Genomic DNA, 14495 nt, shown 5'->3' with positions numbered 1-14495 from the left:
TTTGCTTGTCCGGGTGGCAGCCGGGCGGAGGGTCGCTTTATTGTTCCGGCTACCGAAGCTACTTACTCCGATAGGGGACTTTTCTTATGCTCCCGGGTTCTCTGACTGACGCGGAAACTGAGGCGATCGCGGAGGAGCAGCGATTTCTCGATCAGGCCGTGGCGCGGCGTGATCGGCTGACCGAGCACCTGCGGGGCGAGCTCGAGGCCGCCGTCGCGGACGAGCTGGGGGTGGCGCGGCAGCGGATGCTGCGGCAGCAGCACGGGGAACTGGTGCGGGCGCGGGACGGGCTGGTGTTCGGGCGGCTCGACGCGCTGGACGGGACCGTCCGGCACGTGGGCCGGGTCGGGCTGCGCGACGAGGACGAGACCGCTGATCCGCTGCTGCTCGACTGGCGGGCGCCGGCGGCCCGGCCGTTCTACACGGCGACGCCGATCGATCCGCAGGGGCAGGCGCGGCGCCGGCACGTGCGTACCGCCGGGGCGGTGGTCACCGGGGTGAACGACGAACCGCTGGACGGCGCCGGAGACACCGGGCTGGTCGGGGAGGGAGCACTGCTCGCGGCGCTGGACGAGCGGCGGACCGGGCGGATGTCGACCGCGATCGCCACGCTGCAGCGCGAGCAGGACGACATCGTGCGGGCCGAGGCGACCGGGCCGCTGATCGTGCAGGGTGGTCCGGGCACCGGCAAGACCGTGGTGGCGCTGCACCGGGTGGCGTACCTGCTCTTCACTCACCGGCAGATGGCCGAGCAGGCGGTGCTGGTGCTCGGGCCGTCGGCACGGTTCCTGGAATACATCGGGCAGGTGTTGCCGGCGCTCGGTGAGACGGCCGTGGTGTCGGCGACCTGCGACACGCTGGTTCCCGGGGTCGTGGTGGGGCGTGAGGAGGACCGCGCGGTGTCCGAGATCAAGGGGCGGGCGCTGTGGCAGTCCGTTCTTGATCGGTACGTGGGGGCGATGGTGCCGCGCGCCCGGGATCTGCGGCTGCGCTGGGCGGGTGAGGACTACGTGATCGGCGGGGCCGTGGTCACGCAGATCGTGGCGTCGGCGACGCAGGGGCGTTCGTACCATCGGGCCCGTGCGGTCTTCGCCGAACAACTACATCTGGTTCTCGCGGAGGCGGTCGCCGAGCAGCGCGAAGCGATGCTCGCGGCGATGGAGGAGGGATTCGAGGACATCCTGGCGCGGGTCGACCGGGGGCTGCCGGGCGGGCACGTCGGGGCGAGCGCCAGTGACGTGGACGGGCTGCTCTCCGAGGAGGAGATCGAGGAGCTGCGGGAACGGATCGCGGAGGATGCGGCGATCGCCCGGTTCGTCGAGTTCTGGTGGCCGAGCCGGGAGCCCGCGGCCGCGCTGCGGGAGTTGCTGAGCGACCCGGCCGAGCTGAGGCGGTTCGCACCGGAGCTGTCCCCCGAGGAAATCGCGCAGGTGGTGGCCGACCAGGCGCCGGTCGCGGCGGACGAAGCGCAGGTGGTGGCCGACCAGGCGCTGGTCGTGGCAGACAAAGGGCCGGCGCCGCGAGCCGCCGCCGGCACCTCGACGGAAGCGGCCGGCCAGGCGTCGGCGGCGGACACCGATGACCCGCTGGGGACCGGCGAGCCCAGGCCGTGGGCGGCTGGGGACATCCCGCTGCTCGACGCGCTCGCCGATCTGCTGGGCGAGTCCGGCCCGGAGACCCCGCCGCCGGGTGGGTCGGTGGCGGAGCACGCCCGGCGGCAGCGCGGGTGGGTCTATGGGCACATCGTCGTCGACGAGGCGCAGGAGCTGTCCGAGATGCAGTGGCAGATGGTGCTGCGGCGCTGCCCGACCCGGTCGATCACCGCGGTCGGTGACATCGACCAGGCCGAGGCGTCGCACCGGCACACCAGTTGGGCGCAGGCGGTGCAGGCGACCCTCGGTGAACGCTGGACGGCTGCCGAGCTGACCATCTGCTATCGCACGCCGCGCGAGGTGATGGCGCTGACCGGCCCGGTTCTGGAGCGGGCCGGCAGCCACAACACTCCCCCGCAGGCGGTCCGCTCGGCCGGCATCGCGCCGTGGGAGCTGGCGGTCACCCCGCAGACGCTCCTCGAGACCGCGGAGCAATCCGTGGCAGCGCTCCGGCAGCGGTGGGCCGGCGGGACGGTCGGGGTGGTCGCTCCGGTCAGCCGGGTGGGTGCGCTGCGGGTGGCGCTGCCGGACGTACCGGTGCTGACCGCGACCCAGGCCAAGGGCCTGGAGTGGGATGCCACCCTGGTCGTCGACCCGCAGGGGATTGCGGCGGAGCCGCGCGGCTGGAACGGCCTCTATGTCGCGCTGACCCGCTGCACCCAGGAATTGGGACAGCTGATCATCGGCCGCTGACGGGGCCGAACGGCAGATTCTCGCCGCGGACCAGGAGGCCGGAGACGCTGACCGCGATCGTCTGGCGCAGCAGGTCGGTGAAGTCCACCTGCATGGCGGCCACCTCCGGGTCCGCGGCGTAGGCCGCCCGCAGCGCCTCGGAGGGCTGGCAGGCCGGCCAAGCCGCCGCGATGGTCAGCACGATGGTGGCCACCAGCCGGGTGGCGTCGTGCTGGCCGAGCTCCGGCAGGCAGCGCTGGATCAGCCCGATCTGGCGAACGAGCGCGCGGGCGGTGGCGCGCTTGTATTCCAGGGCGACCGCGGCGGAGACGTTGTGCTCCAGGACGGTGGCCTGCGCGCTCCATAAATCGCACAACACCGGCCGGCGGGAGACGGTCTCGGCGAGCACGGCGGCGAGGCGGTCGCCGCGTTCGCGAGGGCTGCCGAAATCCGCGATGTCGGGCAGGCCGGCGCCGGGCCGAGCCGAGCCGTCGGCAGCGCCGGTGCCGGCGTCGCCGCCGGAGGAGGAAGCGGCGGCCGAGGCGGAGGCGGCCGAGGCGGAGGAGGAGGCCGCGGGTGGCAAGAGCCGGTCGAGCTCGGTCAGCCAGGCCCGGGACTCGGCGTCGAGCAGCTCGAGCAGGATCGCCTCGCGCGACTCGAAATACCGCAGCACGTTCGATTTGGCCAGCCCGACCCGGCGGCTCAGCTCGTTGAGGCTGAGTTTCGCGACCGGCATCTCGGTCAGCATCACGGCCGTGGCGTCCAGGATCTGCCGCCGCCGCTCGCTGCGCTGCTCCTCCGTGTGCGCGCGCTTGAAATCCACGCACCGCATCCTACAGACCACCAGTCTCTTGCGTAAAGAACCGTCGGTCTGTTAGCTTTGCCGAGCAACAGACCACCGGTCTTTAAGGAGATGTCATGTACCAGGTGCCCAGCATGCGAGGAAAGTTCGCCGTGGTGACCGGCGCGAACAGCGGCACCGGCCGGGTCGCCGCGCAGGCGCTGGCCGCAGCCGGCGCCGACGTGATCCTCGCGGTCCGCACTCCGGAGAAGGGCGAGCGGGCCCGCGCCGAGATCCTCGCCGCGCACTCCCGGGCCGACCTGCGGGTCCGCCGTGTCGACCTGGCCGACCTGTCCTCGGTGCGCGAGTTCGCCGACGGCCTGATCGCCGACGGCCGGCCGATCGACCTGCTGGTGAACAACGCCGGCGTGATGATGCCGCCGCACCGGATCGAGACGGTCGACGGCTTCGAACTGCAGCTGGCCAGCAACTACCTCGGCCCGTTCGCGCTGACCGGGCGGGTGCTGCCGCTGCTGCTCGCCGCGCCGGCCGCCCGGGTCGCCACGATGAGCAGCGGGGTCGCCGCCCGGGGCCGGATCACCTTCGACGACCTGCAGTCGACCCGGTCCTACAACCCGACCGGCGCCTACGCCCAGTCGAAGCTGGCCGACCTGATGTTCACGCTCCAACTGAGCGACATCGCGGCCGAGCAGGGCTGGGCGCTGCGGTCCACCGGCGCGCACCCGGGTTATGCCCGCACCAACCTGCTGACCTCGGGCCCGACCCTCGGCGGGCGGCTCGGCCCGGTGATGCGGATCGCCACGAAGCTGATCCCGTCCCAGTCGGCCGAGCGCGGCACCGAGCCGCTGCTGTTCGCGGCGACCAGCCCGGACGCGACGCCGGGCGGGTACTACGGCCCGCGCTGGAACCTGGTCGGCCCGTCCGCGAAGGCCGCCGTCCCCAGCCGCGCCCGCGACGCGGCAGTCCGCGCCAGGCTGTGGGCCGAATCGGAGCGCCTGACCGGTGTCACCATGCCGATCACCGTCTGAAACCAGCGCCCGGCCTGCGGAAGAGGCAGCCGGGGAAGCGGTCGGCCGCAGGAAAAGGCGATCAGAATTGGACGATGCGGCCCTCGCGCGGCGGGGTCCGACCGCCCAGCACGTCAAGCCACGCCTGCCGCAGATCGGCCGGCCCGGTGCCGGCCCGCACGTCCAGCCACTCCCCCACCACCGCTGCGAACCGCTGCCACGCCTCGGCGAACCGCTGGTCCAGGCCGTCCCGGCCCCAGTCCTCGCGCCGCTTGCGCATCTGCACCGGCGCGAAGAACACCTCACCGGCGGCGTCCGCGTTCGGAATCTGGTTGGTCAGGCCGACCGCCACGTCCCGGACCAGCCGATCCCCGAGGTGCTGCCGCAGCGCGGCACGGTTGTCCGGTGCGCCGGACAGGTCCAGATAGGCGGTGGGCACGACCGCCAGAGAACCGATCTCACCGTACGACAGCACGTCGTCATAACAGCCCAACGCCTTGGTGAAGTCCACGTTGCCGGGCGAGGTGAGCCCGATCAGCCGCGGCCCGCGCCCGTGCAGCTCGAACGCGGCGGCGTACGCGGTCTTGCTCGACGCCGACGAGAGCACCAAACTCTCCGCGCCGTAGTAGTCGTTGTCAGCCACCTGGTCGGCGAGCATGAACGAGGTGAAGAACAGCGGCCGGAACAGCACCAGCAGGTCCTCCTGATCGGCCCGGTACGCCGGGTCCCCCACCGTCGACCGGTACGCGTTGTACGGCGACGGCAGCGTGGCCCGGTGCGCGCTGGCGTCCCGGAACCCGGTGGCGTCCACCCGCTCCGGCCGGACCACCAGGTGACCGGCCGGTGGCAGGTAGCCGTACACCCGCTGGCCCGCCTCGACACCGGCCACCGTGGACGCGATCACCTCGGCGAAACCCCACAGCGGCGGCAGCCCCCACTCCGCTCCGAGCCCGCGCGGCCAGCCCGGGAAGAACTCCCAGTACCGCATCGCCTCGCCGAGCACCGCGTAGGTGACGTTGTTGGCGGTGAGCCCGACCCGGTCCACCCGCAGCAGCGCTTCCCCGTCGGCGAGCACCGGCGTCGCTCCATCGACGACGAGGGTCCGGGATAGATCGTCCCGACCGACGGCGAACGTCCACGAATCAGCCATGCTGCGACGCTAGATTCCCTGGCCGGACCAGACAAGTGCACTACGAGTGCAAAATCTCACCGATGTCTCGTCCGGCAACGGCGCATCGGCGCCGGTCGACGGGACGATCGGCCCTGACCGCGACGCCCGGCCCGCTCGATGGTGGAAGGTGAGAGAGGGGAGGTTCGCGATGACCACGCGACCACGGCTTTCGCAGTGCGGGCTGAGCGCGGGCAAACGGGCCCGGCTGCACCGCATCCTCCACCAGCACGGGCTGGGCAACGGCACGGCCCTGTTCCTGCCCTACGACCAGGGCCTGGAGCACGGGCCACGGGACTTCTTCCCGGATCCGGCCGCCGCCGACCCCCGCTACATCATCAAGCTGGCCCTGGAGGGCGGGTTCAACGGGATCGCCGTCCAGATCGGCCTGGCCGAAAAGTTCTACTGGGACTACGCCGGAGAGGTGCCGTTGATCCTCAAGCTCAACGGCAAGACCGACATCCCGTCGGACCGCGATGCCCTGTCACCGCTGCACGCCTCGGTCGAGGACGCGGTACGGCTGGGCGCCGACGCGGTGGGCTACACCCTCTACGTCGGATCCCCGGCCCAGGTGCCCGACTACGGCCAGCTGCACGAGGTGCGGCGTGACGCGCAACGGTTCGGCATGCCGCTGGTCGTCTGGGCCTACCCGCGGGGTGCGGCGATCGAGCAGAAGGGTGGCAAGGACTCGTTCTACGCCGTGCACTACGCGGCCCGGGTGGCCAGCGAGCTCGGCGCCGACGTCGTCAAGGTCAACTTTCCGCACCCGGAGAAACAACAGGACGTCCCGGATCCGTACCACACGGCGTTCACCGCGCAGCAGGCCATGGACGCTGTGGTCCGCGCCGCCAACCGCACCCTGGTGCTGGTCTCCGGCGGCAGCCGCGCGGGCGACGAGGCCATGCTGGAGAAGGCCGAGGAGTCGATGGCGGCCGGCGCGACCGGACTCATCTTCGGCCGCAACGTGTGGCAGCGCGAGCACAGCGCATCGCTGCGCCTGGTCGAACAGCTGCGCCAGATCCTGGCGAAGTACCCCACCACGCCGAAGGTCTGACCGGCGACCCTGCGCCGCCGCGGCGTGCGCCCAACGGCTCAGCGTCGCTGAGCGGGGCGGACCGGCCCGGTCCTGCTCGGGGTGAACGGATCGGTCACGCAGACGCTGCTCCACCACGGCCGGGGACCGATCGTCGTCGTCCGCCGCCGGACCGGGCCGCCGGCCGCCGGGGATCACACCGCGCGCTCGGTGCTCGGCGGCGCCGGGACCTGACCGATGACGGCTTTCGCTCCGGCGACACCGAGGAAAGGAGGCACACGATGAACGAGAACAAGTCCCGCCGCTACGGGCCCGGTGCCGGCGGTGGTGGGGCGATCTACGGGCTCGGGCTGATCGGGGCCCTGGTCTACTACCTCGGGACGGCCGAAAGCTTCGGCAACGGCGTGCTCGGCGTCCTCAAGTCCCTGGTCTGGCCCGCCTTCGTCGTCCACGACCTGCTGCGGCTGCTCGGGAGTTGACCACCGGCCGGCTGACCGGGCCGGTGGCGGTCAGCCGGCCGGCGTCGGCTCACCGCCACCGGCCGGCTCGACCCGCGCTTCGACACCGGGGAAGAACACGCTGGTATGACCGTCGTTCAACCAGCGGACCTGGTACGGCGGGCTGCCGTCGTCATGGGTGAGGGCGGTGACGATCCCGATCCGCCGCGAGTCGCCCAGGTGGACTCCTTCGACGATGATGCGGTCGCCGATCTGAGCCTTCATCGTGTTCTCCCCTCCGGAGACACCCCGTCTCCTCGATGTCCTGGCTCGGATCCAGGATGTCCCGCCCGTCGGCATCCGTCCCAGGGTCGAAGGTCCCACAACCGGGCGGCCCGGCGCTCGGGACCTTCGGCACTGCCGGACCGGCCCGGCGTACCCGATGGTGGAACGGCGCCCGGCCGGACCGGCTCGTCGCGATCGGCCGGGCCGTCCGCGGGGTGACCGGGCGAGGGCCGGAGGACGAGGATGGGTGAGGGCGGGGCGTTGCTGCTCCTGCGGCACGGCCAGAGCGTGAGCAACGCGGCCGACGTCTTCACCGGCTGGGACGACGCGCCGCTGAGTGACCTCGGCGTGGCACAGGCCCACGGTGCCGCGGCGGCGTTGCTCCGCCTCGGCGTGCGACCGACCGGCGTGCACACCTCGCTGCTGCGGAGATCGATCACCACCGCGGAGATCGTGACGAGCGTGCTGGGCCGCGAGTGGATACCGGTACGACGATCCTGGCGGCTCAACGAACGGCACTACGGCGCCCTGACCGGACGGGACAAACGCGCGGTCGCCGCGGAGGCCGGCGACGCGCGCTTCCGTGCCTGGCGGCGATCGTTCGCGGTCGCACCGCCCGCGATGGACGAGGACGCGGCCGCGGTGATGTACGCCGACGCCCGGTACGCGGGCCTGCCGCCCGAGGCACTGCCGCGCACCGAGAGCCTCGCCGGCGTCTGGCGACGGACCCTGCCGTACTGGACCGACGTACTGTTCCCGCAGCTACGGTCCGGCGGCACACCGCTGGTGGTCGGGCACGGCAACAGTCTGCGGGCGTTCGTGATGCACCTCGAGGGGATGAGCCCGGCCGACGTGGAACGCCTGGACATCCCGACCGCGGTGCCGATGCGGTACCGGCTCGACCGGCACGGCGCCCCGGTGCCGGAGCCGGGTGGGCGCTATCTCGATCCCGTCGGGGCCGGGGACCCGGTACGGATCGGCCCGGCCCGCGGCAGCCGCTGACACCGGGCGCCCCGGCCGGTCATCGCGCGGTGTAGCCGCCATCGGTCACGAAGTACGACCCGGTGATGTTCGACGCCCGGTCCGAGACCAGGAACGCGACGAGCTCGGCGACCTCCTCGGAACGGCCCAGCCGGCCGATCGGGTGCAGCGCGCTGACCCCGGCGATCACGTCGGGATCGGCGGCGGCGAGCAACGGCGTGTCGATGAACCCGGGTCCGACACTGTTGATCCGGATGCCCTGCTGGGCGTACTCGATCGCCGCGGACTTGGTCATCCCGACCACCCCGTGTTTGGCGGCCACGTAGGCGACCGCCATGCCGAAACCGACCGAGCCCAGGATGGAGGCCATGTTGACGACGGCCCCGCCGCCTGAGGCCAGCATGGCCGGGATCTCGGCGCGCATGCTGTAGAAGACACCGCTCAGGTTCACGCCGATGACCCGGTCCCAGCCGTCGAGCGGATACTCGCCGGTGGGCGCCTGCGGACCACCGATCCCGGCGTTGTTGACCGCGATGTCGAGCCGGCCGTACGCCGCCAGGGCGGCCTGCACCATCGCGGCGCATCCCGGCGGATCCGAGACGTCCACGGCGAAGGACAGGCCGTCGCCGACCTGCTTGGCCACCCGCTCGGCGGCCTCCACGTCCCAGTCGGCGACCACCACCCGGGCGCCGCGCCGCGCCAGCAGCACCGCGGTCGCCTCACCTATCCCCGAGCCGCCGCCGGTCACGATGGCGACCTTGCCGGCGAGGTCCTGTTCCATCTCAGCCTCCTCAGATCGGTCTCCCCACGACTGTCATCCCGCGACAGGGGCGCCGATACGGCCTTGGGTCCCACCGCACCGGGCCACTCGGCACTGGCCGCTCGTCCTCGGTGCTGCCGCGGGGCGGACCGCGGTGGCAGGTGCGGGTCATCCGGCCCGGGGCGGCCGGACCTTTCCCTCTGGGCCGGGCCCGCCGGGCGTGCGTGCCATGGAGGGGGACACGCCGGAGGGAGCCGGACATGAATCGGAAAGGGCATGACATGACGCCCCTGCCCGACCTGGTGCACGACCGGGCGCGGGTGGGCCCGGTCCGGGATCGCCGGCCGGTCTATCGCGACCTGCTGCCGCCGTGCAACGCCGGTTGCCCCGCAGGGGAGAACATCCAGGCCTGGCTCGCGCACGCGCAGGCGGGCGAGTACGAGCCGGCCTGGCGGGTGCTGACCGCCGACAATCCGCTGCCGGCGGTGCACGGCCGGGTCTGCTATCACCCGTGCGAGTCGGTGTGCAACCGCACCCAACTGGACAGCGCGGTCTCCATCCACGGCGTCGAGCGCTTCCTCGGCGACCTGGCCCTGGACCGGGGCTGGGCGTTCGCGCCACCGCCGGCGCCCACCGGACGGCGGGTCCTGGTCGTCGGGGCCGGGCCGTCCGGGCTCTCCGCCGCCTACCAGCTCGCCCGGCTCGGTCATCACGTGGAGATCTACGACGCGGGTGATCAGCCCGGCGGGATGATGCGGTACGGCATCCCCGCCTACCGGCTGCCCCGCGACGTCCTGGCGGCCGAGATCGCCCGGATCACCGCCCTCGGTGTGGTGATCGAGACCGGGCACCCGGTGCACGATCTGGCGGCGGAGCGCCGGGCGGGCCGGTTCGACGCCGTCTTCGTGGCCGTCGGGGCGCACCTGTCCCGGCGCGTCGACATCCCGGCCCGCGAGGCCGGGCGCATCGTCGACGCGGTCGGCCTGCTGCGCCGGGTCGCCTCCGGCGAGCGCCCGGTGATCGGCCGGCGGGTGGCGGTCTACGGCGGCGGCAACACCGCCATGGACGCGGCCCGGGTCGTCAAGCGGCTCGGCGCCGAGGAGGCGCTGATCGTCTACCGGCGGACCCGGGAGCAGATGCCCGCGCACGCCGAGGAGGCGGACGAGGCCGAACGCGAGGGCGTGAAGATCAACTGGTTGCGGACCATCCAGGCGTTCGACGGTCCGGAGCTGACCGTCGAGGTGATGGAGTTGGACCCGGCCGGCCGGCCGGCGCCTACCGGGCGCACCGAGACCCTGGCCGCCGACACCGTGGTCCTCGCGCTCGGGCAGCGCGCCGACACCGCGTTCCTGCACGGCGTGCCGGGTGTCGAGTTCGGGCCGGACGGCACGGTGCTGGTGTCGCCGGAGTTCATGACCGGTTGCCCGGGCGTGTTCGCCGGCGGTGACATGGTGCCCGCCGAGCGCACGGTCACCGTCGGGGTCGGGCACGGCCGCAAAGCCGCCCGGCACATCCACGCCTATCTGAACGCGACCGCCGCGCCCGCGCCCGTCAAGCACCCGGTCGCGGATTTCGGCCTGCTGCACCCGTGGTACTTCGGTGACGCGCACCGCCGCGTCCAACCGGAACGCGATCCCGCGGCCCGGGTCGCCGACTTCACCGAGGTGGTCGCCGGGCTGGACGAGAGGGCCGCCCGGTTCGAGGCCGGCCGTTGCCTCTCCTGCGGCAACTGCTTCGAGTGCGACGGCTGCCTGGGCGCCTGCCCGGAGGACGCGGTGATCAAGCTCGGGCCGGGCAACCGCTATCGCTTCGACTACGACCGCTGCACCGGCTGCGGCACGTGCTTCGCGCAGTGCCCGGTGCATGCGATCGAGCTGATTCCGGAGGACCCGCGATGACTCGTACGATCGTGGACGGCAACGAGGCCGCAGCGTCGGTCGCGTACCGGTTGAACGAGATCTGCTGCATCTACCCGATCACCCCGTCCTCCCCGATGGCGGAGCTGGCCGACCAGTGGTCGGTCGCCGGTCGTCGCAACGTCTGGGGTTCGGTGCCGGTCGTGGTCGAGATGCAGAGCGAGGGTGGCGCGGCCGGCGCCCTGCACGGCGCGTTGCAGAGCGGCGCGCTGACCACGACGTTCACCGCGTCGCAGGGCCTGCTGCTGATGATCCCGAACATGTACAAGATCGCCGGTGAGCTGACGCCGGCAGTGCTGCACGTCGCCGCCCGGTCGCTGGCCACCCAGGGACTGTCCATCTTCGGCGACCACTCCGACGTGATGGCGGTCCGGGCCACCGGCTTCGCCATGCTCGCCGCCGCCTCGGTGCAGGAGGCTCACGACCTCGCCCTGGTGGCCCAGGCGGCGTCGCTGCGCACCCGGGTGCCGTTCGTGCACTTCTTCGACGGGTTCCGCACCTCGCACGAGCTCGCCACCATCGACGCGCTGGACGACGACGACCTGCGCGCGCTGATCCCGGAGGAGCTGATCCGGGCGCACCGGGCCCGGTCGCTGTCACCGGAGCGGCCGGTGATCCGGGGTACGGCGCAGAACCCGGACGTGTACTTCCAGAGTCGCGAGACGGTCAACCCGTACCACGCCCGGGTGCCGGACGCGGTGCAGTCCGCCATGGACCAGCTGGCCGCGCGCACCGGGCGCCGGTACCGCACGGTCGAGTACCACGGCGCCCCGGACGCCGAACGGGTCGTCGTGCTGATGGGCTCGGGGGCCGAGACGGCGCGGGAGACGGTCACGTACCTGACCGGGCGCGGCGAGCGGGTCGGCGTCGTCCAGGTGCGGCTGTTCCGGCCGTTCCCGGCCGACGCCCTGGTCGAGGCGATGCCGGCCACGGTCACCCGGGTGGCCGTGCTCGATCGCACCAAGGAGCCAGGTTCCGCCGGTGAGCCGCTGCACCTGGACGTGGTGGCGGCGCTGGCCGCCACCGGCCACTCGATGCCGGCCGTGATCGGCGGCCGGTACGGTCTCGGCTCCAAGGAGTTCACCCCGGGCATGGTCGCCGGTGTCTTCGCCGAGCTGGCGGCGGACCGCCCCCGGCCGCGTTTCACCGTCGGTATCGTCGACGACGTCTCCGGGACCAGCCTGCCCTGGACCGAACGGGACATCGAACCGACGGAGACCGATCGGGCGGTGTTCTTCGGGATCGCCTCGGACGGCACGGTCGGCGCCAACAAGAACACCATCAAGATTCTCGCTGACCGGCCGGGCACCCACGCCCAGGGCTACTTCGTCTACGACTCCAAGAAGTCCGGCGGTCTCACCGTCTCCCACCTGCGGTTCGGGCCGGCCCCGATCCACGCGCCGTATCTGATCACCCAGGCCGGGTTCGTCGGATGCCACCACGCCGCCCTGCTGGACCGGGTGGACGTGCTGGACCGGGCCGCGTCCGGTGCCACCCTGCTGCTCAACAGCGCCGCCGCGGACGTGTGGGCGACGCTGTCCCGCCCGGTGCAGGAGCAGATCATCGCCAAGGGCCTGGCGCTGTACGCGATCGACGCCGACGCGGTGGCCGCCACGGCCGGGCTGCCCGGGCGGAGCAACACCGTGCTGCAGACCTGCTACTTCGCCATCTCCGGGGTGCTGCCCCGGGACGAGGCGCTCACCCGGGTCAAGGCCGCGATCACCAGGACGTACGCGAAACGCGGTCCGGAGGTCGTCGCCCGCAACCACGCTGCCGTGGACGCCGCGATCGCCGGGTTGCGCCGGATCGTCGTACCGGAGCAGGCGACCGCCACCCGGCAACCACCGCAAGCGGTCCCGGTCACCGCGCCGCCCTTCGTCCGTGAGGTCACCGCGGCGATGCTGGCCGGGCGCGGCGATCAGCTGCCGGTCAGCGCGTTGCCGGTCGACGGCACCTATCCCGGTGGCACCACCGCCTATGAGAAGCGCAACCTCGCCGACTTGGTCGCCACCTGGGACCCGCAGACCTGCGTCCAGTGCGGCACCTGCGCGTTCGTGTGCCCGCACAGCGTCATCCGGTCCAAGCTGCTCGATCTGAAGGAGCTGGCCGGGGCGCCGGACGGTTTCCCGCACGCGCCGCTGAACGCCCGCGGCCTGCCGGACACCGAGTTCACCCTGCAGGTCTACCTGGAGGACTGCACCGGCTGCGGGCTCTGTGTGCAGGCCTGCCCGATCGGGACCCCGGACCGGAAGGCGATCAACCTGGCGCCGCGCGCACCGCAGCTGGAGTCCGGGCGCGCCGCGATCGGCTTCTTCGAGACCCTGCCGTACGCCGACCGGTCGCGGGTCGACTTCGGCACCGTCCGCGGCGCCCAGTTCCTCCAGCCGTTGTTCGAGTTCTCGCTCGCCTGCACCGGCTGCGGGGAGACCCCGTACCTCAAGGTGCTCTCCCAGCTGTTCGGGGACCGGCTGATGGTCGCCAACGCCACCGGCTGCTCCTCCATCTACGGCGGCAACCTGCCCACCACCCCGTGGACCAGCAACGCGCAGGGGCGCGGCCCGGCCTGGTCGAACTCCCTGTTCGAGGACGACGCCGAGTTCGGGCTCGGTTTCCGGCTCGCCGCCGACCTGCACCGCCGGCTCGCCGAGGACCGGCTGCGGGACCTGCGCGACCGGCTCGGCCCGGAGCTTGTCGACGCGGTGGTGTCCGCGCCGCAGCGCCGCGAGTCCGAGTTCGCCGCGCAGCGCGAGCGGCTGGCCGAGCTGGACCGCCGGCTGGCCGGCCTGCCGGACCGCGACCCGGCCGTCGCCGACCTGCGCAGCGTGCTGGACCACCTGGTCCGCCGCAGCGTGTGGATCGTCGGCGGCGACGGCTGGGCGTACGACATCGGAGCGGCCGGGCTCGACCACGTGCTGGCCGGTGGCCGCGACGTCAACGTGCTGGTGCTCGACACCGAGGTGTACTCCAACACCGGTGGCCAGATGTCCAAGGCGACCCCGCTGTCCGCGGTGGCCCGGTTCGCCGCCGGTGGCAAGACCACCCCGAAAAAGGACCTGGCGCTGCAGGCCATCGCGTACGGCAACGTCTACGTGGCCCGGGTCGCGATGGGCGCCGACCCGCAGCAGACCCTGCAGGCGCTGCGCGAGGCCGAAGCCTACGACGGGCCGTCGCTGGTGATCGCGTACGCCCACTGTGTCGCCCACGGCATCGACCTGCGCGACGGCCTGGACCAGCAGCACCTCGCGGTGGCCACCGGCTACTGGCCGCTGATCCGCTACGACCCGCTGCTGCGCGCCGCCGGCGCCAACCCGTTCCTGCTCGACTCGCCGCGGCCCCGGCTGCCGCTGGCCCGGTTCACCGAGCGGGAGCTGCGGTTCCGGCAACTGCGCGACACCGACCCGGCCGAGGCCGAGCGGCTCGCCGGGCTCGCCCAGGCGGCGGTCGACCAACGCTGGCAGGTGTATGAGGAGATGGCGGCACACGGCCCGGACCGCTTCCCCGCGGACGCCCGTCGCTGACCGGTCCGGGTGCCGTGCGGTGGCTGGACCGGATCGGACGATAGGCCCACAACCAGGCTTGTGGTGCCGCGCCCGGCGGCGTTGGGTGGACCGGGGCGCGGGACCGTACCGGGCTGCGCGTGGTGGGGGCGACGGCGGCGCACTGGGGCGTGACGAAAATCCTCACGGGAAGATCGTCTGGGCGCTGTTGCTGGCATATCGCTACTGACGACACCGGCTCCGCTGTCGAGGGCAGGACGGCCCGCCCGGCCCGGCCGTCCTGCC

General features: G+C 72.6%; 12 protein-coding genes. 8 read left to right on the top strand and 4 right to left on the bottom strand.

Going from position 1 to position 14495, the window contains the following annotated elements; translation table 11 throughout:
- The first annotated feature begins 86 nt into the window (after positions 1 to 86).
- The gene (locus Apa02nite_RS21745; protein ID WP_507762491.1) at positions 87 to 2345 is read left to right on the top strand and encodes a HelD family protein; all 2259 of its coding nucleotides are present in this window, start codon (positions 87 to 89) and stop codon (positions 2343 to 2345) included.
- Here Apa02nite_RS21745 and Apa02nite_RS21740 read toward each other — a convergent pair.
- Positions 2332 to 3147 (bottom strand): TetR/AcrR family transcriptional regulator, encoded by an 816-nt coding sequence (locus Apa02nite_RS21740; RefSeq protein ID WP_203826611.1) that lies wholly within the window; start codon positions 3145 to 3147, stop codon positions 2332 to 2334. The two genes, Apa02nite_RS21745 and Apa02nite_RS21740, sit on opposite strands and share 14 nt — an antisense overlap.
- A gap of 95 nt (positions 3148 to 3242) precedes the next feature.
- Between Apa02nite_RS21740 and Apa02nite_RS21735 the strand changes: the two genes are divergently transcribed.
- Positions 3243 to 4154 carry an SDR family oxidoreductase gene (locus Apa02nite_RS21735; RefSeq protein ID WP_203826610.1) on the top strand — a complete coding sequence of 304 codons (912 nt, stop codon included), beginning with the start codon at positions 3243 to 3245 and terminating at the stop codon, positions 4152 to 4154.
- A gap of 61 nt (positions 4155 to 4215) precedes the next feature.
- Here Apa02nite_RS21735 and Apa02nite_RS21730 read toward each other — a convergent pair whose 3' ends face one another.
- Complete coding sequence (locus Apa02nite_RS21730; protein WP_203826609.1) at positions 4216 to 5283, bottom strand: DUF2855 family protein; 1068 nt, start codon at positions 5281 to 5283, stop codon at positions 4216 to 4218.
- Between the two features lie 169 nt (positions 5284 to 5452).
- Between Apa02nite_RS21730 and Apa02nite_RS21725 the strand changes: the two genes are divergently transcribed.
- The 3 genes from Apa02nite_RS21725 to Apa02nite_RS21720 all read left to right on the top strand — a co-directional run bounded on the left by Apa02nite_RS21725 (position 5453) and on the right by Apa02nite_RS21720 (position 6813).
- The gene (locus Apa02nite_RS21725; protein ID WP_203826608.1) at positions 5453 to 6355 is read left to right on the top strand and encodes a class I fructose-bisphosphate aldolase; all 903 of its coding nucleotides are present in this window, start codon (positions 5453 to 5455) and stop codon (positions 6353 to 6355) included.
- Positions 6356 to 6436: 81 nt separating this feature from the next.
- Positions 6437 to 6568, top strand: coding sequence for a hypothetical protein (locus tag Apa02nite_RS51940; protein ID WP_275412504.1), 132 nt, complete (start codon positions 6437 to 6439; stop codon positions 6566 to 6568).
- 47 nt (positions 6569 to 6615) lie between these two features.
- Positions 6616 to 6813, top strand: coding sequence for a hypothetical protein (locus Apa02nite_RS21720; RefSeq protein WP_203826607.1), 198 nt, complete (start codon positions 6616 to 6618; stop codon positions 6811 to 6813).
- A 30-nt stretch (positions 6814 to 6843) separates the two neighbouring features.
- Here the strand turns inward: Apa02nite_RS21720 and Apa02nite_RS21715 are convergent, their stop codons facing one another.
- A complete protein-coding gene (locus Apa02nite_RS21715; RefSeq protein WP_203826606.1) occupies positions 6844 to 7056 on the bottom strand; it encodes a DUF1918 domain-containing protein in 213 nt (70 codons plus the stop codon).
- 243 nt (positions 7057 to 7299) lie between these two features.
- On the opposite strand from Apa02nite_RS21715, the gene Apa02nite_RS21710 reads away from it, so the two are divergent.
- Positions 7300 to 8058 (top strand): 2,3-bisphosphoglycerate-dependent phosphoglycerate mutase, encoded by a 759-nt coding sequence (locus Apa02nite_RS21710; RefSeq protein ID WP_203826605.1) that lies wholly within the window; start codon positions 7300 to 7302, stop codon positions 8056 to 8058.
- Positions 8059 to 8077: 19 nt separating this feature from the next.
- On the opposite strand, the gene Apa02nite_RS21705 is transcribed toward Apa02nite_RS21710, so the two are convergent.
- Positions 8078 to 8818, bottom strand: coding sequence for an SDR family NAD(P)-dependent oxidoreductase (locus tag Apa02nite_RS21705; RefSeq protein ID WP_203826604.1), 741 nt, complete (start codon positions 8816 to 8818; stop codon positions 8078 to 8080).
- 239 nt (positions 8819 to 9057) lie between these two features.
- On the opposite strand from Apa02nite_RS21705, the gene Apa02nite_RS21700 reads away from it, so the two are divergent.
- Positions 9058 to 10695, top strand: coding sequence for an NAD(P)-binding protein (locus tag Apa02nite_RS21700; RefSeq protein ID WP_275412503.1), 1638 nt, complete (start codon positions 9058 to 9060; stop codon positions 10693 to 10695).
- Positions 10692 to 14231 (top strand): pyruvate:ferredoxin (flavodoxin) oxidoreductase, encoded by a 3540-nt coding sequence (gene nifJ / locus Apa02nite_RS21695; RefSeq protein ID WP_203826602.1) that lies wholly within the window; start codon positions 10692 to 10694, stop codon positions 14229 to 14231. Before Apa02nite_RS21700 ends, nifJ begins: the two co-directional genes overlap by 4 nt.
- Positions 14232 to 14495 lie beyond the last annotated feature (264 nt).

This window comes from Actinoplanes palleronii, from assembly GCF_016862315.1.
In the GTDB taxonomy this organism is placed as follows: domain Bacteria; phylum Actinomycetota; class Actinomycetes; order Mycobacteriales; family Micromonosporaceae; genus Actinoplanes; species Actinoplanes palleronii.
The sequence above is the reverse complement of the archived record's forward strand: the minus strand, read 5'-3'. Positions and strand labels throughout refer to the sequence as shown.

Excerpts from the sequence above, each read along its gene's own strand:
- Apa02nite_RS21725 (WP_203826608.1), top strand. The coding sequence starts at position 5,453 with ATGACCACGCGACCACGGCTTTCGCAGTGCGGGCTGAGCGCGGGCAAA.
- nifJ (WP_203826602.1), top strand. The coding sequence starts at position 10,692 with ATGACTCGTACGATCGTGGACGGCAACGAGGCCGCAGCGTCGGTCGCG.
- Apa02nite_RS21705 (WP_203826604.1), bottom strand. The coding sequence starts at position 8,818 with ATGGAACAGGACCTCGCCGGCAAGGTCGCCATCGTGACCGGCGGCGGC.
- Apa02nite_RS21735 (WP_203826610.1), top strand. The coding sequence starts at position 3,243 with ATGTACCAGGTGCCCAGCATGCGAGGAAAGTTCGCCGTGGTGACCGGC.
- Apa02nite_RS21715 (WP_203826606.1), bottom strand. The coding sequence starts at position 7,056 with ATGAAGGCTCAGATCGGCGACCGCATCATCGTCGAAGGAGTCCACCTG.
- Apa02nite_RS21720 (WP_203826607.1), top strand. The coding sequence starts at position 6,616 with ATGAACGAGAACAAGTCCCGCCGCTACGGGCCCGGTGCCGGCGGTGGT.
- Apa02nite_RS21700 (WP_275412503.1), top strand. The coding sequence starts at position 9,058 with ATGAATCGGAAAGGGCATGACATGACGCCCCTGCCCGACCTGGTGCAC.
- Apa02nite_RS21710 (WP_203826605.1), top strand. The coding sequence starts at position 7,300 with ATGGGTGAGGGCGGGGCGTTGCTGCTCCTGCGGCACGGCCAGAGCGTG.
- Apa02nite_RS21730 (WP_203826609.1), bottom strand. The coding sequence starts at position 5,283 with ATGGCTGATTCGTGGACGTTCGCCGTCGGTCGGGACGATCTATCCCGG.
- Apa02nite_RS21745 (WP_507762491.1), top strand. The coding sequence starts at position 87 with ATGCTCCCGGGTTCTCTGACTGACGCGGAAACTGAGGCGATCGCGGAG.